The organism is Clostridium sp. 1001271st1 H5 (assembly GCF_005845215.1).
In the GTDB taxonomy this organism is placed as follows: Bacteria; Bacillota; Clostridia; order Lachnospirales; family Lachnospiraceae; genus Enterocloster.
In genome coordinates, this window is the sequence record NZ_SPHO01000004.1 from 147,019 (window position 1) to 171,456 (window position 24,438).

A 24,438-nucleotide genomic window follows, 5' to 3' on the forward strand; every position below is an offset into this window, starting at 1 on the left:
TTTTATATGTAATTCCGGACATTATTTAGTATAGTTAGATAAAACGGTATTCCAAGCTATCTGGCATTCTCCGGCAATTCAAAGGTCACTGTTACACTTCCGGTTCCGACAGCGTCTGATAATCCTGCCGGATTCTCCAGATAACCCAGCCGCGTATAGCTGAAGGAGGACTGAAAATCCTCATAAAACAGCACCAGGCAATCAGACCCATAGAGCATAAGGTCACCGGTACGGATGCTTCCCGGGAATTCCGGGTCTGTTGGGAGTCCTTCCGTAAGATAGTAATACTTTTCATTGCCATGAAGCTCGCTCATATCCAGCTCCAAGGGCAGCCGGCTCACCAGTTCCCTTGCAGCGGCATGATTGTATAGCTTTGCCTGAAATACGCTGCCTCCAACAGACAGATTTACCGTCAGCAATTCTTCTGTTTTCTCTATGTCAAGTGCCTTTGTATCAAGGTCTGTTTTCTGAATTCCAGGAATCGTCTCCTCGGCATCCCCTCTGCTATCTGTCATTGTTACAACGGCCGATGTCTGGCTTCTGGCTTTCTCTGGTGTTGCAATACCTTTTCCAGCCCCGCATGATGTTAAAACCAGAGAAATCGCCAGACATACACCTAACGGAGCATTCTTCATATTTTCAGCTCCCCGGTATCCAATCATTTAAACGTTCTTTCCCATCTCATAAGCAGCTGTAAGTGTCTCCGGAAGCCGCCTAATATCTCCCTTTTTATCAGCCCCTGTACCGCGTACAACTCCGGCTAAACGTGCAAGTTCAAAGCAGCTGATCCAGCCTTCAATACCTTTTACTGCACCGTCCATGGAACTTTCCGCCTCATCTGCGGAGGTTGCCAGAAGGTAAATATCACGGAATGAATATTCTCCCGGGAACAGTGGATTGGTACGGTCCAGAAATGTTTTCAACTGGCCGGACATTTCATAAAAATACACCGGCGTTGCAAATACCACTGCATCTGCCTGCCGCATCCGGTCCACAATTGCTGATGCGTCATCGTGAAGAATACATGCTTCTGTCTCCTGGCAGGCCAGGCAGCCTTTGCAGAACTTGATTGTTTTATCATAAAGACAGACCTTCTCTGTCTCATGGCCGGCTTCCTTTGCTCCCTTTATAAATTCATCTGCCAGTGTTTCTGAATTTCCTCCCATACGCGGGCTGGTGGAAATAACTAAGATTCTTTTACTCATTTTCTTATTCTCCTTTACCTGGATATTTTTCTTGGTTTGTATTAAACTTGATAAGATGTTATGTACCGTCTGCTGTAATCCCTTTCCTTTGATTTCATTATAAGTCATCATACTTCTAATATCAAATACCTATATTAAATACCTGTATATACCTTAAAGGCATGTGTACTGCTATGCATCTTCTAATCCATCTTCTGCCTATATTCCATCTGTGGGAAGCAAATATTTGTGATTCCTACATTATATTTGCGTCATATAAAAGATTATTTGATATTTTTTATCTGAACAATCTTATTCCCCCAGCCCCTTAACACCGGGTTATCCTTAACCGCTTTTTTGAAATCATCGGTAGCCTCGATTTCCCCTATCTTTGTATATTCTCCGGTAACTTCTGCATCCTCATAGAACAGAATGATTCTGTTTGGGTGGGAATAGTACACCTCGCCTGCTTTTTCTGAGGCCACTGTTTTGGCATTATCAGAGGGAATCTCATACCGGCGGGATATATCGTAATACTGCATTTCTTCCCAGTGGTCATAGTCATCATAGTGATAAATCGGAAGACGCCAGTCCGCGGTGCCCACATGTTTTTTGATTGCCGCAGCGGTATCATTATCCTCAAGCTTCATGGTAAAAGCGGCTCCATTATCGCCAAAGCGTACTTCCAGCTGAGAAGCTGCCGCATTCTCTCCTGTCGTTGCCGCACCGGCTGCTCCGGGAACTGCTGCCGTAAGCCCAATTACTGCCGTGAGTACCATAATATATTTTTTTATTTTGATTCTCTTCATTTTGAATCCCTTTCCATCTGTAATAGTATTTACTGAAACGCTTCCATAAAGAAACTCTCTAATTTATCAAAGGGGATAATCTCCATCTGGTCGTACACTCTCTCGCAGAATCTGAACCACATCCTCATGGGTAAGTGGTTTATAATCTGTCTGGAACAGGATTGTACTGTCGGCAATGCTCTCCAGCATGTCTTCCGTAACCCCCAGTTCTTTGATATTCATGACAAGACCCAGTTCCTTCATATATGCCTCCATACGGCCCAGCCCTTCTTCGGCAACTTCTGCGTCTGTCTTTCCCTGGGGATTTACGTCCCACACATTGACTGCAAAACGTTTAAACTTTTCAAGACCATAAGGACAGATATGACGGTAATATGCCATGGATACAGCAGAAAGCGTCATGCCATGGGTTGCATCAGTATGTGCGCCGATGGCCTGTCCAATCATATGCACCATCCAGTCAGTGGTTTTTCCGCAGGCAACCAGCGTATTAAGCGCCCAGGTAGCAATCCACATGATATTGCTGCGGGCCTCATAGTTGAGGGGATCCTTTTTAGCAATTCTGGAACTGTGAATCAGGGATTTCAGCAGACCTTCCATAATGTAATCGGACGTATTATCGTCCGTACCGGAGAAATACTGTTCTGTGATATGGTTCATGATATCATAAAACCCGGCAACCATCTGGTACTCCGGCAATGTAAAGGTATAGACCGGATTCAGGATTGAAAATCTAGGAAAAACATAATCTCCGAAAATATGACCAATCTTCATTTTTTCTTTATGATTCGTGATTACAGAACCGCCGTTCATCTCCGATCCGGTTCCCACCATGGTCAGCACGCAGCCCACAGGAATAATCGGGTTGCTGACATCTTCCATTCGTGCAAAGTATTTTTCCCAGGGATCTTCCTCGCAATAGGCTGAAACGGAAACAGCCTTTGCATAGTCACAGCAAGATCCGCCTCCAACGGCCAAAATCAAATCAACCAGGTTTTCTCTGGCAATCCTACAGCCCTCATACAACTTTTCCACGGTGGGATTCGGCATAACTCCAGACACCTCGCTGACATTTTTTCCGTTATCCGCTAGAATCTGAATAATCTGTTCGTAGATTCCATTCTTTTTAATGGAGCCGCTGCCATACACCAGCAAAACTTTTTCACCATATTTGGGAAGTTCTTCATTCAGAGCTTTTAAAGAGTCCTCACCAAAATATAATTTTGTTGGGTTGGAATAACTGAAATTTCCTAACATATTTGTCCTCCTCTCATTTAGCGCACCTGTCTATATGTTTCAGGTGAGTTTCTGTTTCCTTGCAGAAATTACTTTTCCTGTGTTTCTTTTCTTATCTGGAATACCAGATAATCCAGACAGTCAATCTGCTTTTCTCTGCTGTGAACACTATCCAGCAGCAGCCTTCTCTGCCTCTCCAGGAGTTTAAACAGCCGTTTCCTCTCTCCAGCTTCTGCCAGCTCCATAAACTCCTCTACCACATCCTCGTCACATCCCGCGTCCTTCAGGTTTTGTACAACTGCTCCGGTATCTTTAATATAGTCCGCCATATATATCACCTCTCTCAGCCTGATTATAATTCAAGGGGTATGCAATATCAAATACTTATATTACATATCCATCTATACTTATAAGGCATATTTCAACGTCCTTTTATTTTTTTGGTATAACAGTATACCAAATGGAATGGACAGCACTTCGGCTATCACAAAACCAAACCAGATTACCGTCAGATTATTCATATATGCACCGGCCAGCAGGATTGGAACCAGTAAAATCACCTGACGCATAAATGCAAGATACATACTGTAGTTTCCATTCCCAAACCCCTGGAATATGGCTGCAAAAATAATACCAATGCAGGATACGAAGAAACTGAGTGACATAATCCTTACTGCGGGAATGCCAAACCGCAGCATTTGTTCGGAAGCATCAAACAAAAGAAGGATTTGTTCCGGAATCAGTTCAAGGAGAATTACAACTACAGTCATAATCATAACCGCAAACACAAAGGCGCACCGGATTGTTTCGTAAATCCTCTTTTCTTTCTTTGCCCCATAATTGTAGGCGATAATCGGAATCAGGCTGTTATTCATTCCCTGAACGCAAATTTGCGCTATATTCTGTACTTTCAACAGGATTCCGTAAATTGCTACTACGGTCGAAGAAAATTGATACAGAATGGTATTAATAAAAATCCCCATGACCGACATAATCCCCTGCATAATAGCAGTTGGAATTCCGACCTTCAGTATATTCACTACATGTCTTTTTGAAATTTGCAGAGTAAAATGGACAGGAATTTCTTTATTTCTCTTTCTATTCAAGCAAATTCCCAAAAGTCCGCCAGCCAGCTGTCCGGTTACCGTAGCAATGGCTGCCCCCGCGGTTCCCATGGCCGGGAATCCAAAATATCCAAATATCAGGATGGGATCCAGAATCAGGTTTACAACGGAGGCAGTTCCAAGGGTGGCAAGAAAAAGCGTTGACTTTCCCGTTGCGATTAATAACCGGTCAAATACCCACTGTATCATCTGCCCAAAGGAAAACAGCATGCAAATCCGTATATAAGCAATTCCATATTGTGCAATACGCTCATTCCCCCCTGCCTGCCATCTGAAATAAGGAACCGCTACCAGCAAGCATACCACCGCGTTCATCAGATATGCTCCAAACGCCATAACAATGGCGGCTGATACCGCCTTTTTAACCTCATCCTGCTTTTTCTCCCCCATTGCCTTTGAGACCAGGGCGTTCAGCCCCACGGCCAGACCGCAGCCAAGGGATATCATAATCATCTGAAGCGGAGCCGCCAGTGAAATTCCGGTCAAGGCGTCTTCATTGACACGGGAAACAAAAATACTGTCTACCAGATTATAGAGATTGTTTACTAGCAGCGATATAATCAGAGGAATGGAGGTCTTTACAATTAACAGGGGAACCGGCATTGTCCCCATCAAATGATCTGTTCTGCCTTCATTTTTTTATTCAATTCATACACCTCGTTTCTTTGATATCGCTAATTGTACTTCCAAATCATACATATATCAAATACTTATATTAAATAATTCGCCATACTTGACAGGCATATCATATTGGACTATAATCTGGTTACAAGCAAACAAATGAATCAGTGCACCAGGAGGAGGAATCAGATTGGACATACGTGTTTTACGTTATTTTCTGGCTGTGACCAGAGAGGAAAGCATATCCGGCGCGGCAGAGTCCCTTCATATGACACAGCCCACACTGTCTCGGCAGTTGATGGATTTGGAAGAGGAAATTGGTAAGAAGCTGTTAATCCGGGGAAATCGAAGGATTACCCTTACAGAAGAAGGAATGCTTTTACGCAAGCGGGCAACCGAAATTTTGGATTTGGTGGAGAAAACTGAGGCTGAGCTGATGGCGCCGGATGAAGCTGTGGGGGGAGATATCTATATCGGAGGCGGGGAGACGGACGCCATGCGTCATATCGCCAGAATTGCCACGGATTTGCAGAAGTCCTGCCCCCAGATTCGATACCATTTATTTAGCGGCAATGCGGATGATGTGACGGAACGGCTGGATAAGGGACTATTGGATTTCGGCATTCTCATTGAGCCTGCAGACATGAAAAAATATGACTATATCAGACTGCCTGCCACAGATACCTGGGGCCTATTGATGCCAAAGGACAGCCCCCTTGCAGCTCAGACCACCATTCGATCAAAGGATTTACTTGATATCCCCATTATTACCTCCCGCCAGACCCTGACAAGCAATATATTTTCCGGGTGGCTGGGAACAAACTATGAGAAGCTTAACATTGTTGCCACCTATAACCTGGTCTATAATGCTTCTCTCATGGTAGATGAGGGGATGGGCTTTGCCCTTTGCCTGGACAAGCTGGTCAACACCTCGGAAGAAAGCCGCCTCTGTTTTCGCCCGCTGGAACCACGTATGGAATCCCATCTGAATATCGTGTGGAAAAAATACCAGCTCTTTTCCGGAGCAGCAGAACGCTTTTTAAGCAAAGTACAGGAGACCTTTCATGGTTATTCTGAGTAATCATCACGGTTAGCATAGAGAAAATGAGACGTGTGGCTTTCATTATCAGCTTACGTCTCATTTGTGTATTGGAGCATATAGAGTTATAAAAGTACATATCTCTACTGTGATACCGTGAAATCCACGGAAATCAGTTCATAACCACGGCTGCCCACGCCAATGTTTTCTGCATGCTCCAGTGTGTGGATTCCATTCCTGGACTCAATCCTGCGAATCAGAGAATCCCCGTCCGGCGCCTCATAGACCAGATCCACACATGCCTGGTCAAGGGCAACCGGGTCAAGTGAGGCCAGAATCCCAATATCATGCATATCTGGTTCCGCCGGGCTGCTGTCACAGTCGCAGTCCACAGACAGGTTGTTCATCACACTGATATAAAGCATATTTTCCTCACCCATGTAATCAATCACCGCTCCGGCCGCCTCCGCCATGGACTCCAGAAACTGCTCCTGCGTAGCGCCTCCCCAGGAACTCCGGCTTTTCCCTCCGCTGTGTATCAGCAATTTCCCCTCAGCAGAACCGATGCCAATGGAGATGTTTTTTACAGCGCCGCCAAAGCCACCCATGGAATGTCCCTTAAAATGAGACAGTACCATCATGGAATCATAGTTCTTCAGATTTTCACCCACAAGATCCTCAGTCAGATTTTTGCCTCCGGTCACCGGAATGCTCATAGAACCGTTCTCGTCCATGATATCCACCTTTGCAATAGCTGTAAATCCATGATCCTCCGCCACCTGCCTGTGCATGGCCGTACTGGAACGGGAGCCGCCATAAGCAGTATTGCACTCCACAATAGTTCCGTTTACCCCTTGAACCAGATTCTTAATTAAATCCGGCGACAGGTAGTAATTCCCGCCTGCTTCCCCAGTACTGAGTTTCACTGCCACGTTGCCGGTTAGATTTCTGCCGAGAGCATCATAAACCTTTTTCAACCCTTCCGGACTGATATCCGTTGTCACGTACACCGCAGGCGATTTATCTCCTGTTTCTCCGGTCCGGTCTTCTGTCCCGGTACCGTCTGGTAAAACCGCAGCGGCAGACACAGCCTGAACCGGATTTGTCATATTCTTATCAGCTGCCGTTGTCTCTGTCCCATTGCTCATATTTTTTCCGCATCCGCTCAATATGCACAGCAGGATAGCAGCCGCCGTGAGATAGCATTTCTTCATAATTGTCCTCCTGAAAGCCGATTCTATCTGCCAAAGTAATGATGGGTATGTACCCTATTCTACTTTAAACCGGTATCCGGCGCCCCACACAGTTTCGATGAACTGCTGAGATGCCTCATCTTTCTCCAGTTTTTCCCGCAGACGGTTGACATGTACCGTTACCGTTGCAGTGTTCCCTGCTGCATCCATTCCCCAAATCCGGTCAAACAGTGTATCTTTGGAAAATACAATATTCGGATTCTGTGCCATGAACAAAAGCAGCTCAAATTCCTTATTCGCAAGGCTCATCTCATCACCATTTAAGTAAACCCGCCTTGCTTTCGGAAGAATCAGAAGATTTTTTACCTGTATCCCTAAGTCCTTCTGCTGTTCCCGGTGTTCCAAAAGTCTTTCATGAATCTGGATATGAGATTTCACCCTGGCCACCAGTTCAGCCGGGCTAAACGGCTTCACCAGATAATCATCCGCTCCCAGCCCCAGTCCTCTGATTTTGTCTACATCTTCTTTTTTGGCTGTAACCATCAATACCGGAAGATCCAGATTCTTGCGTACCTCCCGGCACACATCAAATCCATTTCGTCCAGGCAGCATCACATCCAGAATCAATGCGTCCCACCCTCCGGCCAGCGCCCGGTTCAGCCCTTCCCTCCCATCGAAAACCAGCTCCACCTCAAATCCGCCTGCCTCCAGATAGTCCCTCTCCAGTTCTGCAATCAGTTCATCATCCTCAACAATTAAAACTTTGCTCATCTTGTATCTCCTCTGTCTCGTTATTCCCCTCGCCTACACCTGGCACAATAGCGGCGTCCCCCTCACTTTCGTTCGGCGGAATACGCCGGCAGGTGAATGATGATTGCCAGGCCCCCATGATTCTCTGCATGGACAATTCCCCTGTGTCCCATAATAATTTCTTTTACAACAGCCAGGCCGATTCCACTCCCTTCGCCGGTATTGCTTCTTGCCCCGTCCACCCGGTAGAAGCTTTCAAAGATACGGTCCAGGCTTTCCTCCGGTACCCCGGGGCCGTTATCAGAAAAAACAAATTCCACCACTGTGCTGCGCTCAATCCGTTTTAATGATATGATTACCTTGCTGCAGGGTTCCTTGCGGTAACGGATGGTATTGGTAAACAGGTTATCCAGTACCCGCTTCATCTCATCTTTATCAAAAAGAACAGGATAAGAATTCTCATTCCCAATCAACTGGAACTCCACATGGTTCTGCCTTGCTTCCTCCTTATAAGAAACCAGATAATTCTCAATAAATCCTTTTAAATCCCCTGGTTCCAGGTGATAGTGGTAGCTGCTGCTGTCCAGACGGTTATATTCAGAGAGGCTCTCAACCAGACGGGATAAATCACCGGTTCTTGTCTTAATAGCTGCCAGATACCGCTGCCTCTTTTCCGGCGTGTTGGCAATCCCCTCCATGAGTCCGTCCAGATATCCGCTGATGGAGGTAAGCGGAGTCCGCAGGTCATGGGAGATTCCAATAATCAAGTCCTTCTTGCGCTGTTCATCCTTTAGCCGCTGTTCCACAGATTCTTTTAAATGCACCCGCATCTCATCAAAATCCCGGCACACCTCTCCAAACTCATCCTGTTTGTTATAATCAATAACCGTATCCAGATTACCTTCCTTGATTTCATTTGTACCACGGCTTAGCTTTTTTAATGGGACCAGGACACTTTTGGAAATCCAATAGGATAAAACAATATTGACCAATATGGTTAGGACGAGGAAGGATATGACAAATCCCAGGATATATTTAAGGATATAATTCTGCAGGTAAGAGATAACCTCCTGGTCTGTCTCCCCGCTGTGAACCGCTATTATGGAAAATGCTTTCTCTCCGTGGAAGAATGTATGCTTGATTACGGATACATCATGGTAACTGGCAGTCAGGGTTTTCGCAGATTCGATGGCAGTGCCGGCAACAGACTGCGCTTTTTCCATCTCCTCCGGCGAAATATTGGAATAAATCTCGTTCCCATTTTTCCGAATCAGAAAATGATACCCCATCTTGGACAGTTTTTCCTCCAAATGATTCATCTTCTCATTCTTCCTGATTCCTTCTGAAAGCTCTGTGTGCACGCCCTCCCCCCAGTTATTTTCCCACAGCTCCTGCTGATAGGTATAAATGAGGCTCTGGGCTGACTGGATTCCGTTTTCATCCTTATACATAGTCTCCAGTGTATACCAGTAACTCCCCAGCGATGTATTGATACAGACCGCAACAATAAGCGCTGTTAATAAAATTGGTATCAACGCCATCATTACATTAGATAGTTTAATTTTCTGCTTAATTGTCATTTCCCGTCTTCTCCTGATATATCTTGATTCTCCGGCTGAATGAAGCCTCTATCACATAGGATGATTGCGGGTTATTTTCAATCCTGCACATCAGGCGGATTCCAATGGGATTTGTATGGTATCCTAAATAAATGGGGGATTATTATAAAACAGGAACCGCCTTTATGTACAATGTACAGGACTGAAAATAACCCGCAACCTCAGTCAGATTATTATAAGTGAGATAAAATCAAATCATCCATGCACGTATTCCAACTCCGGCGCCGAACAATACCATTAGGATTCCAAATATGCGGTTCAGCTTCAGATAAAACCGGTCTGTTACCCGCTCCCGAATCCGGCTTCCCACAATCGCAATCAGCAGCCACCAAAAGCAGGTTCCGCAAAAGATTCCGGATACCAGCTGGATATTCTCTTCTAATGACTCGGTTCCTCCCACGCGGAACATGGAGAATACCACCATAAAGGATAGGACGGCCGCCGGGTTGGTGATTGCAATGACAAAAGAGGACAGGAAACAGGAGGTATAATACCGGAGGGTTCCCGTCTGTTCTTCCTCCTCCAGTTCCATTTCAAGCACAGCAGACGGGTTTTCCGCCTTCTTTTTCCGAAAGCATTGAATCCCCAGCAGAACTACCACCAAGCAGCCTGCCGTACAGATGAAGTGCTGATGTTTCAACAGGAAGTCAGAAATGATTGTGATTCCAAATACCCCAACACAGGCATAGAATACATCAGCCACGGAAGAGCCAAGACCGGTTACAAGCCCAGCAGCAGCGCCTTGGGACAAAGCCCGCTGAACCGATAAAATACCAACAGCGCCGACGGGTACTCCAAAAACAATACCAATAATCAAACCTCTCACTAAATAGTTCTCCAACATCGTTTCCTTCCTTTACTCATGCTGCCACATTATATAGGCACTGTACTGTCTGAGGGACCGGATATCAGTTCCTGGTATCTGACTGTAAGGAAAACGTCACGTACTCTTTGTAGTTTTCCCGGTGATAGTATCGCAGTTCTCCCGTATCCTGGTCATAGGCAATGGTCCATTCCGTGGACGCGAATTCCCCGAAATTGTTTTTACTCACACTGGCCATGGCGTCTTTCATGTCCTCAAGATTCATGTACGGCTGCTCTGACAAACGGGTCATCAGCATATCGTACCTTATATGGGACTGCTCTGACCCGATTCCATATTTTTCTCCCGGTGTCAGATAGAAATTAGTCACCACCGGAGTCTCAATCACTGACATTTCATTGTTTACATATTCCACGGCTACCGAGCGGCCTGTCCGGTCCGTCAGAGCCAGATGAAGCATCATCCCCGCAGAGGCATGCATATCGTATTGACCCAGCAGCCGCACCGCTTCTTCCACATCAGCAGCTTTGTCCAGAAGCAGGCGAACCGCTGTTGTAGTCGTTATACCCGGCTTCCCGGTATCCTGTTTTGTGACATCCGGATCGTCTATCATGAGGACGGCCACACAAAGCCCTTTCTCATTGATTCCATCCATCGGCGCATAGAGAGAGGCGGCAGAAATTACCTTTGAGAGAATTTTATCCGGATTATATTCCTCCCCCAAATCCAGGAAATCCAGATTTACCGTGGATACAGAAGCATATCCCTGGGCCGGTTTTGATTTTACTACCATGGCCGTACACTCCATCCAGTCAAAATTCCTGCCATATATCACTCCGCCTTTTGCATTTCTTGCGGCCAGAGTGCTGCAGCCGAATTTACCTGTCTTAAAGCCCGGAATCACCAGACCCTTAAATAGATCTTTTCCCACGAACCGGGCCACTTCCCAATCAGAAGAAGCCCCGCCCTGTTCCAGAAACCGGTCAAATCCATAATCTCCGTTATACTCCATGTAATAAAGCCCTTCTTCCAGCTTCCGTACCTGTATGGCGGATAAACCGGTTCTAATCCGGAAAAATAGGCAGGCGGCGCCTGTCACAACAACTACAAGTGTAATTAACAGGATGCTTGTTTTTTTTAATCTGTGACGCATATGGTGTCAGTCTCCTTCTGCTTTCTCCAAACCAACGCATTTAATGCTGTAACTGAAATGTTACCTTCACCTCACTTCTGCCCAGAGCAGTCCCGGAATCAGAATCTTGCCAAAGGAATCAACTAAAATATCAAATAATCTTTCATCTATCATCGCCGCCCTCATTCATTATTTAATGCTGTCTATATGGACAATCTTATTGCCCCACCCCTCCAGTACTGGATTGTCCTCCACAGCGGACTGGAATGCTTCAGAATATTCTATGGTGCCAACCTTTGTATATTCCCCAGTCACTTCCGCATCCTGATAGAACAGGATTATCCGGTTGGGTTCGGAATAGTAGACATCGCCTGCCTTCTCCGAAGTCACAGTCTCTGCATTGGAAGGGATTTCATAACGGCTGGGGATATCGTAATACTGCATCACTTCCCAGTCATCATAATCATCATAGTGGTAAATCGGAAGCCTCCAACTGGCTGTCCCCACATAACCTGCGATGGCTGTGGCTGTTGGGTTATCTTCCAGGTTCATGATAAATGGTTCGCCATCATCACCAAAGCGCACTTCCAGTGCATCTGCGCCGGCCGGATATTCCCGTATATCGGTTTCATCTTCTCTCACACGGTTACTGCTATCCTGGCTGATACTGACCGTTGGGGCAGCGGCAGCACTGGTATTCACTTCCCTCTTACTGCCGCCGGAGCGGCCACAGCCAGTCATTGCAATGACGAGGGCAAAGGTAAAAATGAGCATAAAAGAGTGCTTCTTTTCTATCTGTCTTTTCATATCAATCCTTTCCTGTGCTATTTAAAGGCACATCCAAAATCGTTCATGTAACTTATTTAACTTACTTTTTATTATATTGCTCCATGATAAATACAGCAAATACTCATATTGTATGCATATCTATGTCTTTCAGGCATGGACAGAACATTTACTCCGTTATCAGTACGGTCAAATCCACGTTTTTAATCTTCCGTGACGCGGCATAGGCGAAGCACATGAAAAGAAGAATGACAGTGACTGCCGGAAACAGGGTATTGCCCAAAGTGGCGCCGGAAGCAAAATTACTGATACCCGCCATTTTCATGACAGTGGATACCAATGGGTCGGTCAGTACCGCCGCCAGTCCCACGCCAACCACCGCACCGGGAGCTGCCGCCAGTCCAAACCGCAGGGCAAATGATATCCGAAGCTGTCTGCTGGTAAATCCAAGTGCCTTAAAGATTCCAATATCTCGTTTTTCAGCGGATAGAATCCTGCTTCCTGTCATGGCTGTGACAATCAGGATAAATACCATCACCATCCCGTATTGAAGGAACATCAATGCCTGCATGGCGGAAATGATGCCAAACAGTCCCGGCCAGGTATTCTCATGCACATGGACATCACCTCCATACGCTTCCTGGAGCGCTTGTGTTACTGCCGTTTTCTGTGACGTATCCGCAAGAAAGTAGTGGCAGCACCACAGCTCCTCGCTGTCCTGTCCTATTTTTAAGTATCCCTCGCGGCTGAGTCCCACATTATCCCCCATGTCGTTGGCACAGGCATAGATACCTGAGACTGTATACACCGCGCTTCCCATATTTGCCTGGACGGTAACCGTATCTCCAACCGAGACGCCTAAATCAGATGCCACAAATTCTGTCAGGACAATTTCATCCTCCGCCATGCTGGTCTGTCCTTCTATCATATGGAACCGCTCCGGGTCGGAGATTACATTCGCCGTATAATCAATTCCGTTTACGGATACCCCCGGCATTGCGAGCAGATAACTGTCTGTAATGTCCGTGTAGGAAAGGATTGTATGTTCTGCCTCTTCGGAGGAATTTATCCCGAAAATCTGGACGCCGATATCATGGTCGGCCGGATTAAACGCTTCCATCATTCCTTTTCCGTCTGTTCCAAGCCAGGAATCCATACGACCAATCATGGAAACAAAGAATACAAGGAGGAGTGACACCAGGCAGGCGCCGGCATAGCGCCGTTTCCCTGCGGTCAACTGGCGCAGTGCCAGGCTGAATTCTAACGGTTTCCCATAGACTGGCACATACATTCCCTTGCCCCCATGGACGGTCAGAACCTCTCCCCGGATTGCCTTCATTGGGGCAACCTCATTGATTTTTCCGGATTTGAGGAAAATGAAGCCGGCCAGTATCAGTATGATTACCACAAAAGCCAGGAGACAGGGACCCACCGGCAAGCCTTCCGGTATCCGGACTCCCGTTGTCGTCAATGTTGCGCTGCTCACAAACCGGCTTAATGGTACCGCCAGAATCCCGCCAATCAGTATGCCCGCCAGGATGACGGACAGATATTGAATCATCTGAATCCGGCGCAGGCTGCTGCCGGTAAAGCCAACGGTCTTCAAAATACCCATGTTCACATAATCAGCTTCCACCGCGCTGCTGATGCTGTGGCTGAGGACAATCATGACAACAAACAGCAATACAATCACAAAAGCAATAAGCAGGCCGCTGAACGCATTCTGCAGCACCAGCATGAAGCCGGCCATGGAACCCGCGCTGTGGACAAACTCTGTATACTGGGGCAGGCTGGTGTATTCATTGAGCAGGTTGTTTAAATCAGAAATCGTTATCACGCTGCCCTCTTTTTGGAAGATATGCAGCATTGCGCCACTCCTGGCTAAAGCATCAATACCGTTTTCCTGGATGAGCTGCAGGGCTCTGGTATAATCGTCCCCACTGATTAGGAAACCTTTCATGCCAATCATAGAGCTGCCCATAAACGGATCTTCATAGAATCCTTTTACCGTGAGAACAAGATTCCGCCCGGCCCTGGCAATGGGAAAGCTGATTTCATCACCGGCCTGTATGTCAAACATGGAAACCATGGACGGGGAGACGTAGACCTCACCAGGCAGAACTTCCGGTGCCTCCTCCTGATAAGAGGAAAGATCTACCGTGAAAAACTTATAACGAGTCTGTTCCGGGGAATAGGGAATTAACTGGCCCTCACTGTCGGATTCCTGATTGTTTACCGAATAATCGGAAAAGATAATGTCCTGGGTGTCCACCCATTCAACTTCTTCAAGTTCTTCAATACTCCCGGACAGGGATTCCTTGTCCGCAACATTGGAAACCCAGGCCGTAAGAGCGCCAAAACCTGCACGTACCATCTCCCCGTTCACATATTTTCCGGAACTAATCCAAACGGTCAGGACGGTGCCAAGTGCAGCGCCGGCCAGCAGGATTAAGAGAAATACGCCGGCCAGGCTGCCCTTGTGACGCTTAAAATTTGCTTTTAGCAACGTTTTATTCTCCATCACTGCCTCCTACCACTGGAAAGAGGCAAGCCATCCATTCACAGTGGATTCACGTTCCCTCTCATCCTCCAGATTGTAAGCAGGCAGCTCCAGTTCATCTAAAATGTTTCCGTCCTCTAAGTAAAGAAGCCTGGTTCCCCGGATTGCCGCGCGCAGGTCATGGGTGACCATCAGGATGCTCTGCCCTTTTTTATTGAGGGAGGTCAGCAGGTTTAGGACTTCCCCGGTATTCTGCCGGTTCAGCGCGCCGGTGGGCTCGTCCGCAAATACAATCCCCGGTTCGTGAATCATGGCCCTGGCTATGGCTGCTCTCTGTGCCTCACCGCCGGATACCTCTGATGGCATACGATTCTTCGCCTCATTTACGTTCATCTGCTCCAGCAGGGACTCTGCCCGGCGCTCTGTCTCCTCTGCCGGTCTGTCTTTCCTCAAATAACCTGCAACCACCACATTTTCATAAAGAGTGAGATTGCTCACAAGATGGGTCTGCTGGAACACAAAACCGAATTCATGGGAACGGATTTCCGCCATCTGTTTTTCCTTGAAGCGGCTGATTACCTTGCCTTTATAGACCACTTTCCCGGAGGACACCCGATCCATTCCACTAAGTGTATATAATAAGGTGGACTTTCCTGCCCCCGACGGTCCCATGATGATTGTAAAATCGTCCTTGTAGATGTCTACCGTTACATGGTTCAGGACAGGGGAAGCTTCTGCTGTCTTTGCAAACGATTTGCTGATATCTTTTGCAGATAATAAAATGTCTTTCAACTAATATCTCCTCCTTTCCGCACAGCACATTACGCCACAATCAGTTGTTTCTTACCCGTCTTTGTATCGGGGCGGATTTCCTCCACAAAACGGACGGAGAAATTCACATACTCCAGATGTTTTTCCTTTAAGATTTCTCCCATTGCCCTCTCCATCTCCGCCTGAATTTCCTGAATCCTTCTGCGGTCTGACACTTCCGCCAGCATTTCAAAGGATTGTCCGTCAATCTGCCGGAACTGGTAATCTAAAAGCCCGTTCAGACAGAAACCTTCAATGACAAGCGGGTGGAGGAAATCCCTGATGCCATGGCCGTCCTTAAACCACATCAAATCTTCATTACGGCCCATGATGTTGCCGGCCCGTGTAAAGGGATACGGACTGTCTTTTCCCGGCTCTGTCAGAACCAACTGATCCGATATCCGGTACCGGATTAAAGGCTGGACGAAATTGTAGAGCGAGGTGAGATACATTTCTCCATTTTCCACCTCAATATAGTTTAAATCGTCAAACAGACACATTCCCTCCTCGTGGCTGGTTTCCACACCAAGAGCCAGGGATTCGCTGGCGCCATAGATATTCACTACATCGGAATGAAAGGTTTCCTCCAGATAGCTCCTGAGACTGGCGCCAAGAGGCTCCCCGCATGAGACAACCCGGAACACATCCAAATCCACGTCACCGTTCTCCGCAAGCTCACCCAGGATTTTAATGGCGGAAGGGTAGCCCACTACCATATTCGGCTTAAATTCCCGAATCTGGCGTTTCCACTCTGACAGAGGCGTCTTTACATCCAGAAAAAGCTGATTGGCCCGGACGCCCTCTATCCCATCACTGACCGCCATCGCCCCGCCGTACCTGCCGTCCGTGGCTGCAATATACACGATACGGGGGCCGCGGTGCAGCAGCCTTAAAATCTGAGGCATGGACATATCCCAGAGCGCGGCCCGGATAATTCCCAGCAGCATCTGATTCCATGCTGCATCATCATAAACAAAATATCCGGGGGTTCCGGTACTGCCGGAAGAATGAACCACATGGTAAACATCCTTAAACCGTTTTTGATCCGTGGATTCCTGTGCATCAAACCGGCGCAGCTCCTCCTGCTTCAAATCCGGAACCGTGACCAGTTCATCGAAGTGCTCCATCAGCAATTGCTTATCCAGAACCGGGAAAGCAGATAGAGGCATCCTTGCAATCTGTTTCCCCGTGATACCTGCCTCTTCAAATACCCTGTGGTAATAGGTTGAATGTCCATAGGCATAGGCCAGGAGTTTTCTAAGTTTTTTCTCACGAAGCCTTTTTATGTCTTCCCTTCCTCTCCCTGTATTTCTTTTTAACTGGTACAAATTCCATAATAAGTTTAAATAGTTCACAGTAGCCTCCTCATTCCGCCATGTCCCGGCTTATTTCTTCACTTGAAACCTATAGCTGTTTTCATAATTTTCTCTATGATAGTACCGCGCCTCTCCCTGCTCTAAGTTGAACACGATACTCCATTCGGTTGACTCAAACTCCCCAAAATTATCCTTGCTGACACTGTCCAGGGCATCGCGGACTTCTTCTACCCTCATGGTTCCAGCCTCTGCCAGCCGTTTCATTAATATCTCATACCTTGTATGGGACTGTGCGGTGCCAATTCCCTGTTTCTCGCCAGGCGTCAGATAAAAATTGGTCAAGGCCGGTGTATCTGTGACAACCATTTCATCATTGATATATTCCACGGCTACACTGCGGCCGCTCTTGTCCGCCAGTGCAAAATGTACCATCATTCCCATAGAAGAGTGCAAATCATACTGTTGAAGCAGCGCTAGGGCTTCTTCTACATCTGCCGCACGGTCTAACATAAGCCGAATAGCAGTGGTCGTTGTGACGTCCGGTTTTCCCGTGTTCTGATTGATAACAGCGGAATCCTGGATCATATTGACAGAGACTGCAAGTCCCTTTTCATTCATACCATCGAGAGGGGCGTATAAAGCAATCAAGGCACGCATCTCATCAGGAAGTTCTGAAAGCCCTGCACCGTATCCGGATCGGATAAAATCCATATTGACAGTGGAAATGGAAGCATATCCATCAGACGGAGCCGACTGGACAATCATAGCCTCACAGTTTTCCCAATCAAAATTCCTTCCAAAGAGCGCCTCACCCTCTCTATTTTTTACCGCCAGTGTACTGCAGCCAAACCCTTCCGTCTCAAAAGCGATATCAGCCGCTCCCAACTGTAACTGCCCAGTTATAAAACCAACCACTTCTGAATCCGAGGAAGCGCCTCCCTGCTCAAGAAACTGGCTGAACCAATAGTCCCCATCATATCTCACCGCGGATAATCCATTTTCCAACTGCCGGATTTCTGTGTCCGGGGTGATTACGTTGGTTTTCACATCGGTTCCCGGTACTGCTTGGGAATCAGCGGACTCCACCTGGGCCACACTTTCCGGTACTGTCTCCCCTTGTACCGTGCCTGCGCCTCCGCACCCTGTACCCAAGGCTGACGCTGTCAATGCTGCTATCAGCAAGACCTTGATTCTCTTCTTTTTCATCCTGTGTCTCTCTCCTTTCGATATAAATATTGTAATACCACATTTGTTTAATATCAAATACCTATATTAAATACATTCACATGCTTTTTTTCTATGGCATTAGCATCTTTCATTCCTTTCATTCGATTACTGTAAACCCATATCCTATTCAGCAAAACCTGATTTAGTAAGCCCCCGTGCCAAACAAAAGACAGGCCTGACTCAGCCTGTCCTTCATTGTTAGACATTGCCAAGATTATGAGTATATATAATTGACCTAGATACCGCTGCTCCGGTAACTGTAGCCATCATAACCCCATAAAATAACATCTAGCTAACAAAAATATAAACTTATCCTAAACTTTGCTTATCTGTCTCTATCACAGCTCACTCTGTAGCGCAGCCAGATACTGCCGCCGTCCTTTGCCTCCATATGCTCCAGTTCAAAACTGACCAAAAGCAATCCTTTCATATCCATTTGTTTATTCAGTCCCACGGCTAAAATACCCATGATAGATTGCGTCCTGTCTTACCTCCTACTGCATATTTATGTTATGCATTCTCTCCCCAATTCATCATACCCAGAAACTGCCTTGTCCGTTCCTCGCGCGGAGCCTCGAAAAATACCTGCGGGGTATTTTCCTCCACCACCACGCCCTTGTCCATAAAAATCACCTTTGTTGCCACATTCCTGGCAAAGTTCATCTCATGGGTGACCACCAGCATGGTCATTCCTTCCGCCGCCAGCTGCTTCATCACCTCTAAGACTTCTCCTATCAGTTCCGGGTCAAGCGCGGAAGTGGGCTCATCAAAAAGAATCAATTCCGGTTCCGTGGCAATCGCACGCGCAATTCCCACACGTTGCTGCTGTCCTCCTGACAGTTGGTGCGGATAGTAACCATACCGGTCTGACAGCCCTACTTTATCAAGCGCCCTTATTCCAATCCGGACAGCCTGGGCTTTTGGCATCCTTCGGGCAACAATCAGCCCTTCCGTCACATTCTCCAGAGCCGTCTTATTCCGGAACAGGTTATAATTCTGGAATACAAATGCAGTTTTCCTCCGTATTTTAGCAATATCCTTTTTATGTACCATACTCAGGTTTAAATGTTCCTGGTCAAAAATCATGATTCCTTCATCCGGTTTTTCAAGGAAATTAATACACCGTAAAAGGGTGGTTTTTCCCGAACCGCTGGGGCCAAGGATTGTCACCACCTCCCCCTTTCCTACCTTAATGTCCACACCTTTGAGGATTTCCTGTCCGTCAAAGGATTTCTTTATCGTTCTTATCTCCAGCATTTCCTGCCTCCTTACCTTATCCCAGCCTTAATTTTGCCTCCCATATCCTCTGCAGCTTCGTCAGAACCGTACAGAAAAGAAGGTAAACCAGACCGACCTCACAATACAGTGCGAACGGCTCATATGTCCTAGCCGCTATCCTCTGCGCCGACATGAACATTTCCATTACCGTGATATTGGCTGCAAGGGAAGTGTCCTTCACAAGCCCAATCAAGGAATTACTGAGTGGCGGAAAAGCCGTCCTGAGCGCCTGCGGCAGAACGATACGCCCCATGGTCTGCATGTAAGACATGCCCACACAGTATCCCGCCTCCATCTGCCCATGCGGGACGGACTCAATGGCCGCGCGGATTGTCTCGGACGCATAGGCTCCGGTATTGAAGGCAAACACGAGAATGGCCGATGGCAGGGCGTCAAGGGTAACTCCAATCCCGGGAAGCCCGTAGAATATCACATAGAGCTGCACCAGAAGGGGTGTCCCCCTGATGACCCAGACATACAGCCTGGCAAGCTGCTTCAGCCCTTTTATATCGGCCACCTGAACAACAGCCGTAATCAGCGCAACCACCAGACTGACGGCAAAGGAAATCAGTGTCAGCGGGATTGTAATTTTAAGTCCGGGCAGTAAAATCTGCCAGAAGGAATTCACTAATAGCTCTATAAGTCTCTGACTCATCACGATTTTTCCTGCTTCCTTATTGTTTCGTTACATCCTCACCAAAATATTTCACGGACAACTCTGCAAGCTCCCCTGATTCCCTCATTTCCTCCAAAGCGCTGTCAATCGCACTTACCAGGGAGCTGTTTCCTTTCCGCACCGGGATAACCGAGGAAGTGGTTGAATCTGTCATGCCTGCAATCTTAACCGCCTGATCCGGCTGATTTTTCATGAAATCGTAGAAGGCAGTCTCAGCATTCAGGGTCACGTCCGCGCGTCCGGTTAAAATAAGCTCCACTGACTGGTTCATGGACTCAACCCCTACAAGCTCAGCCCCATAGCTTTCCGCCATCTGTCCCCAGCTGCTTGTAAGGTTTTGGGCCGATTTTTTGCCTTCCAGGTTTTCCACACCCTGAATTTCATCATTGTCCGCTGCTACCAGCAGCGCCCCATGGATATAGGTATAGGGTACAGAGAAATCGTATTTCTCCTTCCGCTCCTCCGAGACCTCCACCTCATTGACAACAATATCAATCCGACCGGAATCCATACCGGCAAACAGGGAATCCCATTTTGACTCTACAAACTCGGCCCTTACTCCAAGCTTCTCTGCTATCTTTTCCGCAACCTCAACGTCAAACCCTACCAGTTTACCGTTCTCATCATGATAGCTGTTGGGTGAATAAGTACCCTCTGTTCCGATGGTTATTACACCCTTTTCTTGTATCTGTGCAAGTAAATCCCCTCCACTAGATACTGCCTGCTTTAAACCGGCTTCTGTATCATCTGTTTCTGTATCACCTGTTTCTGAAACGTCAACCTGTGCCGCAGTCCCCTCCGAATCTTTTGCCTGAACCTCGGCTGTGGTTCTTGCCTGGGAACCGGGAGATGCGCATCCGACTAACAAGCCTGAAGTAAGTGCCACCGCCACAGCTGTTATAAACCATTTTGTAGTTTTCATCTCATCATCCTCCTGATTTTATGCTGCTTTTTTATTTGCTGTATCCCGCTCATTGTTTCAATCTATTAACTGCACTTTGAACCTCCTCAGTACTTACATTTATTTTAATACACTCACATACTAATATCAAATACCTATATCAAATATTAAACCATGCTTTTTATCTATATTTAGTCTGCATGAATCCTCCTAAATCCGAATCCTCCTAAATCCTCTAGCCACTATACTCAGTCCACTCTTCCATTTTGTAACCAACTCCTCCGATTCAGACAAATCCGCACATACAAGCCCGTCATTATGCAGCGCCCACTGATAGCCGTAGTATACCGTCTGATTAGACGGAAGCTCTCCTCCCGTCTGAATGTCATTGGCCTTGATTTCCCCTGTACCGGAATTTATCTCCCTGCTTTCCTGCTACCTCATCTGCAGATATAGAACCGCCAGGAAGAACAATCCGGTTATACACACAGCAGCCGATACCAGCCGTATTTTTGCCTTGCTGTCCCGCTCTTTCCGTTTTCTGCTTCTCCCTCTCTCTTTCTGTCTTTTCATCTTTTTATACCACCCTTCTGTTATTCTGAGCTATTCTTTGTTTTCTCTGGCTTAAAATTACACCTTAACGATAATATGCCAGACATCGCCGTGTTCTGACTCAAAGCCGTTGTCTGACATACCAATCTGTATTCAAAAGGAGTAAGAAAGCATTTCCCCTCATCAGGAATACCTTGATTCTAACACGCGGATATAACATTTCAAAAACAAATGGGTAAACAATTTCTAAACGGTGTTTGCAATTTTATTAAGATTCTATCCTTATTTTATAGTACATTTTCTCTGTTGTACGATGGTTTTATAATCTTCCTAATTTAAACTCTCTTTTTAAAATTACAAATCCGTTTTTCCATTGCACAAAATCCCAGCCATCCGCTCCTGCTTCGTTTAATTTATCTTCTATTCCCTGTGCCATTTCATCCATTTTCTTTACACCCGCAACAGCTGGAACCGCCATAGGTATCACCTTATATTGACATATCCCCATTATCCTTCACCTCTCTTGTGTAAACTAAATTCCATACAATAATTCATTTCCTTCACGAAAGAACCGGACCTTACACAAGGCACGTCCGGCAACAGCGCTCCTGATTAATTCCTATTAACATAATTTCAAATCCTCCTTTTTTGTCTTTATACTTATCCTTTACGGCTGGGTACGTATCTGCCACATTACCCCATTGATATATTCTTCCAGAAATGTTGCGGGCGCTAGTCATTCCCACTACTAGGGCGGATTATGGACTTTCACCCATTAGCAACGTGCTCTGCCAGGCACACGCAAAACGGCATAGACAAAATGACTATGCCGCTTGCTGTGACAATACTTTTTTATTGGGGTCCGCCAAACATGGGGAGCCTATTTTATACCAACTACCTTGATATTCTTATAATCCCTCATAAATGTTTATAATACCATAAGAAAATGGCTTAAAATCAAGGTTTTCCGCATATCTTCATTTCTCTTGCCGTATCTCCTTATAAGGTGGTTTTGTACGACCGGGCACCATTTTAGCACCACAAATAAGATGATACATATAAACACCGGGCGGTGTGATAACGCCCGCAAAGGCAGTTTAGAACAATCTTATTTTACGCTTTTATGTTACGCATTAGAAATTCATTAAGCCTTGTAAACAAGGGCGTTACAGACATAAAACTGATAAGGCAGAACAATGATACCTTTTCCCTCAAAAATGCCCTTTAACTGCGTAACATTTTAAAGAGTAGAGTATCCTTTCTCTTTTGTTCCTTTTTTTAAAGTTCCGTAGCAAGCATAGGAAAGGAGTACCCTTTCCGTCATATTTTGTTTGATATGCCCTCATAAATTAAAAATTATCGACGAATAAGAATGCCTTTCATGTACTGTGTTTCATTGTGAGTTTCGTATATAATAGCCTTTTCTTCTTCAGTGCAACCTATGAGTATTTTAATTTCAGAATCCCTTTTCATCAAATCAACAATACACATAATAGCATCTATATTTTTCCCATTCGTCCCGACCCATACGTCTATCCCGGCACCATCCATTGATGTTGTATTTTTCAAATACCCATAATTGACTTTATAAATGAAATTAGGGTATTTAGGATGTGCAGTTCCTTTTGGTCTATCTATGATGATTTCTGATTTGCCGACTAAGGTATCTAATGCACTCCAGAAACTGTTATCGAATCTGTGCATGAAATCTCCCCCAATTTTAATTTGCCATTTTTTTAATAATAGCACAAAGCTATAATTTTATCTATCATCGTATTTGTGTTTACAAAGTAGCAAAGCCATTTACGCTCGTCAACGGAGAAGATTAATAGGCTGTACTTTCTGTTGACAAGTACGAATATCCCCGCTTATACAGCAGTCAAGAGAGCAAAAGCAACAAGTGCTTTCGCTCTCTAAAAATTCTGATATTTCCTTAATATCTGCTTGTATCGTTTTATATCGCCGTAAGACATTCGAGCACCATTTGGGCACCAAAATATCAAAAAGCATTGTGATTTCAAGTGCCTTAACAGGTAAAAAAAGTCAGTATTTACAACGATTTTCACTAAGTAATGCTTTTTCACTCACAAACAACTACTATTTTTTATCCTATATCCGAAGTATCAAAAAGACCAAGTGGATTTTCCCTAAGTACATGATTTTGGTATGTAGGTAATAACAGCATCAAACCAGTAATAAGTATATTTCCGAATTTTATAAAATTATGTAGCTCCATAACTTCCCCCTGGCCAATTAAAGAATCATACCAGCCGCCAAAATATACATATAAAAGCAGAGCTGCAAGAATTACGAATTTGAACTGACGTAAATAGAAGCCGGTTATGACAGTGCATGCCATATAAGAGCAAATCACCACTGCATGGAGAGCCCAACCTGCAGCTCGATCCGCATGAACAGACAGGGTTTGTGTCTGGATGGCTGCTTGTGTCATTGACTTTAAGACTAATTGGCTGATTACTGGATTTGAAAGAATCAAAACTCCCCAGAGATAAAATGTAGCTGTTATCATTTTATCAATGCAGCCCACTATTTTTTTATAAAAAAACACGAATGCTGCTATAAAAAGTAAATAAAAGGTCAGGTTTGTCAAACCCATTGCTAATTTAAACCCGTCAGAACTAGTCCCGGTAACATGATTAATCAAGAATTTTGCAAAATAACCAGCCACGTAATAAAAACTGCACAAGTCTATCATTGCTGTTACGATTAAATATTTTGCCAGGGCCTTCTGCTCCTTTTTCATCAATACCTCCCCCTTCCAATTTTACTGTGCATATTTGAGAATGAATCACTATATTTATCAGTTACGCCGGCCAACTGGCATCTGGAGCCAGAGTGTAT

The 24,438-nt window shown here is 45.8% G+C and carries 25 protein-coding genes; 1 reads left to right on the top strand and 24 read right to left on the bottom strand.

Annotation, left to right across the window (positions count from 1 at the left end; all coding sequences use genetic code 11):
- Window positions 1-56: 56 nt before the first annotated feature.
- The 6 genes from FGS84_RS07525 to FGS84_RS07550 all read right to left on the bottom strand — a co-directional run bounded on the left by FGS84_RS07525 (window position 57) and on the right by FGS84_RS07550 (window position 4,965).
- Complete coding sequence (locus tag FGS84_RS07525; RefSeq protein WP_171042561.1) at window positions 57-515, bottom strand: cyclophilin-like fold protein; 459 nt, start codon at window positions 513-515, stop codon at window positions 57-59.
- 147 nt (window positions 516-662) lie between these two features.
- Window positions 663-1,205 carry a flavodoxin family protein gene (locus tag FGS84_RS07530; RefSeq protein ID WP_138307196.1) on the bottom strand — a complete coding sequence of 181 codons (543 nt, stop codon included), beginning with the start codon at window positions 1,203-1,205 and terminating at the stop codon, window positions 663-665.
- A gap of 263 nt (window positions 1,206-1,468) precedes the next feature.
- Entirely contained in the window at window positions 1,469-1,963 is a 495-nt protein-coding gene (locus FGS84_RS07535; protein WP_243129898.1) for a cyclophilin-like fold protein, read from the bottom strand.
- 96 nt (window positions 1,964-2,059) lie between these two features.
- Window positions 2,060-3,250, bottom strand: a complete 1,191-nt coding sequence (locus FGS84_RS07540; protein ID WP_138307201.1) for an iron-containing alcohol dehydrogenase — start codon at window positions 3,248-3,250, stop codon at window positions 2,060-2,062.
- 68 nt (window positions 3,251-3,318) lie between these two features.
- Complete coding sequence (locus tag FGS84_RS07545; protein ID WP_138307203.1) at window positions 3,319-3,558, bottom strand: hypothetical protein; 240 nt, start codon at window positions 3,556-3,558, stop codon at window positions 3,319-3,321.
- A gap of 78 nt (window positions 3,559-3,636) precedes the next feature.
- Window positions 3,637-4,965, bottom strand: a complete 1,329-nt coding sequence (locus FGS84_RS07550) for an MATE family efflux transporter (protein ID WP_138307520.1) — start codon at window positions 4,963-4,965, stop codon at window positions 3,637-3,639.
- A gap of 199 nt (window positions 4,966-5,164) precedes the next feature.
- Between FGS84_RS07550 and FGS84_RS07555 the strand changes: the two genes are divergently transcribed.
- Entirely contained in the window at window positions 5,165-6,055 is an 891-nt protein-coding gene (locus FGS84_RS07555; protein WP_138307205.1) for a LysR family transcriptional regulator, read from the top strand.
- A gap of 101 nt (window positions 6,056-6,156) precedes the next feature.
- Here the strand turns inward: FGS84_RS07555 and FGS84_RS07560 are convergent, their stop codons facing one another.
- The 18 genes from FGS84_RS07560 to FGS84_RS07635 form a co-directional block, all read right to left on the bottom strand.
- The gene (locus FGS84_RS07560) at window positions 6,157-7,227 is read right to left on the bottom strand and encodes a DUF362 domain-containing protein (protein ID WP_243129899.1); all 1,071 of its coding nucleotides are present in this window, start codon (window positions 7,225-7,227) and stop codon (window positions 6,157-6,159) included.
- Window positions 7,228-7,281: 54 nt separating this feature from the next.
- Window positions 7,282-7,977 (bottom strand): response regulator transcription factor, encoded by a 696-nt coding sequence (locus FGS84_RS07565; protein WP_138307207.1) that lies wholly within the window; start codon window positions 7,975-7,977, stop codon window positions 7,282-7,284.
- A 62-nt stretch (window positions 7,978-8,039) separates the two neighbouring features.
- Window positions 8,040-9,536 carry an ATP-binding protein gene (locus tag FGS84_RS07570; RefSeq protein ID WP_138307208.1) on the bottom strand — a complete coding sequence of 499 codons (1,497 nt, stop codon included), beginning with the start codon at window positions 9,534-9,536 and terminating at the stop codon, window positions 8,040-8,042.
- 229 nt (window positions 9,537-9,765) lie between these two features.
- Entirely contained in the window at window positions 9,766-10,419 is a 654-nt protein-coding gene (locus FGS84_RS07575) for a LysE family transporter (protein WP_138307210.1), read from the bottom strand.
- Window positions 10,420-10,483: 64 nt separating this feature from the next.
- The gene (locus tag FGS84_RS07580; protein ID WP_138307212.1) at window positions 10,484-11,551 is read right to left on the bottom strand and encodes a C45 family peptidase; all 1,068 of its coding nucleotides are present in this window, start codon (window positions 11,549-11,551) and stop codon (window positions 10,484-10,486) included.
- Between the two features lie 168 nt (window positions 11,552-11,719).
- Entirely contained in the window at window positions 11,720-12,337 is a 618-nt protein-coding gene (locus tag FGS84_RS07585) for a cyclophilin-like fold protein (protein ID WP_138307214.1), read from the bottom strand.
- A 148-nt stretch (window positions 12,338-12,485) separates the two neighbouring features.
- Window positions 12,486-14,837 carry an FtsX-like permease family protein gene (locus FGS84_RS07590; protein ID WP_138307216.1) on the bottom strand — a complete coding sequence of 784 codons (2,352 nt, stop codon included), beginning with the start codon at window positions 14,835-14,837 and terminating at the stop codon, window positions 12,486-12,488.
- 9 nt (window positions 14,838-14,846) lie between these two features.
- On the bottom strand, window positions 14,847-15,608 hold the full coding sequence (locus FGS84_RS07595) for an ABC transporter ATP-binding protein (RefSeq protein ID WP_138307218.1): 762 nt from the start codon (window positions 15,606-15,608) through the stop codon (window positions 14,847-14,849).
- A 29-nt stretch (window positions 15,609-15,637) separates the two neighbouring features.
- Window positions 15,638-16,981, bottom strand: a complete 1,344-nt coding sequence (locus FGS84_RS07600) for an AMP-binding protein (protein ID WP_138307220.1) — start codon at window positions 16,979-16,981, stop codon at window positions 15,638-15,640.
- A 30-nt stretch (window positions 16,982-17,011) separates the two neighbouring features.
- Window positions 17,012-18,148, bottom strand: a complete 1,137-nt coding sequence (locus FGS84_RS07605; protein WP_138307222.1) for a C45 family peptidase — start codon at window positions 18,146-18,148, stop codon at window positions 17,012-17,014.
- Window positions 18,149-18,494: 346 nt separating this feature from the next.
- A complete protein-coding gene (locus tag FGS84_RS30735) occupies window positions 18,495-18,638 on the bottom strand; it encodes a hypothetical protein (RefSeq protein ID WP_171042562.1) in 144 nt (47 codons plus the stop codon).
- A gap of 41 nt (window positions 18,639-18,679) precedes the next feature.
- Window positions 18,680-19,426: an amino acid ABC transporter ATP-binding protein gene (locus FGS84_RS07610; RefSeq protein ID WP_138307224.1), complete on the bottom strand. Its 747-nt coding sequence runs from the start codon at window positions 19,424-19,426 to the stop codon at window positions 18,680-18,682.
- A 16-nt stretch (window positions 19,427-19,442) separates the two neighbouring features.
- Complete coding sequence (locus FGS84_RS07615; protein ID WP_138307226.1) at window positions 19,443-20,102, bottom strand: amino acid ABC transporter permease; 660 nt, start codon at window positions 20,100-20,102, stop codon at window positions 19,443-19,445.
- A gap of 19 nt (window positions 20,103-20,121) precedes the next feature.
- Window positions 20,122-21,045 carry a transporter substrate-binding domain-containing protein gene (locus FGS84_RS07620; protein ID WP_138307228.1) on the bottom strand — a complete coding sequence of 308 codons (924 nt, stop codon included), beginning with the start codon at window positions 21,043-21,045 and terminating at the stop codon, window positions 20,122-20,124.
- A gap of 414 nt (window positions 21,046-21,459) precedes the next feature.
- Window positions 21,460-21,597 carry a hypothetical protein gene (locus FGS84_RS30740; protein ID WP_171042563.1) on the bottom strand — a complete coding sequence of 46 codons (138 nt, stop codon included), beginning with the start codon at window positions 21,595-21,597 and terminating at the stop codon, window positions 21,460-21,462.
- 298 nt (window positions 21,598-21,895) lie between these two features.
- Window positions 21,896-22,054 (bottom strand): DUF4177 domain-containing protein, encoded by a 159-nt coding sequence (locus FGS84_RS07625; protein ID WP_138307229.1) that lies wholly within the window; start codon window positions 22,052-22,054, stop codon window positions 21,896-21,898.
- Window positions 22,055-22,932: 878 nt separating this feature from the next.
- Window positions 22,933-23,280, bottom strand: coding sequence for an inorganic pyrophosphatase (locus FGS84_RS07630; RefSeq protein WP_138307231.1), 348 nt, complete (start codon window positions 23,278-23,280; stop codon window positions 22,933-22,935).
- Between the two features lie 400 nt (window positions 23,281-23,680).
- Entirely contained in the window at window positions 23,681-24,340 is a 660-nt protein-coding gene (locus FGS84_RS07635; RefSeq protein WP_138307233.1) for a hypothetical protein, read from the bottom strand.
- Window positions 24,341-24,438 lie beyond the last annotated feature (98 nt).

Excerpts from the sequence above, each read along its gene's own strand:
- FGS84_RS07525 (WP_171042561.1), bottom strand. The coding sequence starts at position 515 with ATGACAGATAGCAGAGGGGATGCCGAGGAGACGATTCCTGGAATTCAG.
- FGS84_RS07530 (WP_138307196.1), bottom strand. The coding sequence starts at position 1,205 with ATGAGTAAAAGAATCTTAGTTATTTCCACCAGCCCGCGTATGGGAGGA.
- FGS84_RS07535 (WP_243129898.1), bottom strand. The coding sequence starts at position 1,963 with ATGGTACTCACGGCAGTAATTGGGCTTACGGCAGCAGTTCCCGGAGCA.
- FGS84_RS07540 (WP_138307201.1), bottom strand. The coding sequence starts at position 3,250 with ATGTTAGGAAATTTCAGTTATTCCAACCCAACAAAATTATATTTTGGT.
- FGS84_RS07545 (WP_138307203.1), bottom strand. The coding sequence starts at position 3,558 with ATGGCGGACTATATTAAAGATACCGGAGCAGTTGTACAAAACCTGAAG.
- FGS84_RS07550 (WP_138307520.1), bottom strand. The coding sequence starts at position 4,965 with ATGGGGACAATGCCGGTTCCCCTGTTAATTGTAAAGACCTCCATTCCT.
- FGS84_RS07560 (WP_243129899.1), bottom strand. The coding sequence starts at position 7,227 with ATGAAGAAATGCTATCTCACGGCGGCTGCTATCCTGCTGTGCATATTG.
- FGS84_RS07565 (WP_138307207.1), bottom strand. The coding sequence starts at position 7,977 with ATGAGCAAAGTTTTAATTGTTGAGGATGATGAACTGATTGCAGAACTG.
- FGS84_RS07570 (WP_138307208.1), bottom strand. The coding sequence starts at position 9,536 with ATGACAATTAAGCAGAAAATTAAACTATCTAATGTAATGATGGCGTTG.
- FGS84_RS07575 (WP_138307210.1), bottom strand. The coding sequence starts at position 10,419 with ATGTTGGAGAACTATTTAGTGAGAGGTTTGATTATTGGTATTGTTTTT.
- FGS84_RS07580 (WP_138307212.1), bottom strand. The coding sequence starts at position 11,551 with ATGCGTCACAGATTAAAAAAAACAAGCATCCTGTTAATTACACTTGTA.
- FGS84_RS07585 (WP_138307214.1), bottom strand. The coding sequence starts at position 12,337 with ATGAAAAGACAGATAGAAAAGAAGCACTCTTTTATGCTCATTTTTACC.
- FGS84_RS07590 (WP_138307216.1), bottom strand. The coding sequence starts at position 14,837 with ATGGAGAATAAAACGTTGCTAAAAGCAAATTTTAAGCGTCACAAGGGC.
- FGS84_RS07605 (WP_138307222.1), bottom strand. The coding sequence starts at position 18,148 with ATGAAAAAGAAGAGAATCAAGGTCTTGCTGATAGCAGCATTGACAGCG.
- FGS84_RS30735 (WP_171042562.1), bottom strand. The coding sequence starts at position 18,638 with ATGGGTATTTTAGCCGTGGGACTGAATAAACAAATGGATATGAAAGGA.
- FGS84_RS07610 (WP_138307224.1), bottom strand. The coding sequence starts at position 19,426 with ATGCTGGAGATAAGAACGATAAAGAAATCCTTTGACGGACAGGAAATC.
- FGS84_RS07615 (WP_138307226.1), bottom strand. The coding sequence starts at position 20,102 with ATGAGTCAGAGACTTATAGAGCTATTAGTGAATTCCTTCTGGCAGATT.
- FGS84_RS07620 (WP_138307228.1), bottom strand. The coding sequence starts at position 21,045 with ATGAAAACTACAAAATGGTTTATAACAGCTGTGGCGGTGGCACTTACT.
- FGS84_RS30740 (WP_171042563.1), bottom strand. The coding sequence starts at position 21,597 with ATGAAAAGACAGAAAGAGAGAGGGAGAAGCAGAAAACGGAAAGAGCGG.
- FGS84_RS07625 (WP_138307229.1), bottom strand. The coding sequence starts at position 22,054 with ATGGCGGTTCCAGCTGTTGCGGGTGTAAAGAAAATGGATGAAATGGCA.
- FGS84_RS07630 (WP_138307231.1), bottom strand. The coding sequence starts at position 23,280 with ATGCACAGATTCGATAACAGTTTCTGGAGTGCATTAGATACCTTAGTC.
- FGS84_RS07635 (WP_138307233.1), bottom strand. The coding sequence starts at position 24,340 with ATGAAAAAGGAGCAGAAGGCCCTGGCAAAATATTTAATCGTAACAGCA.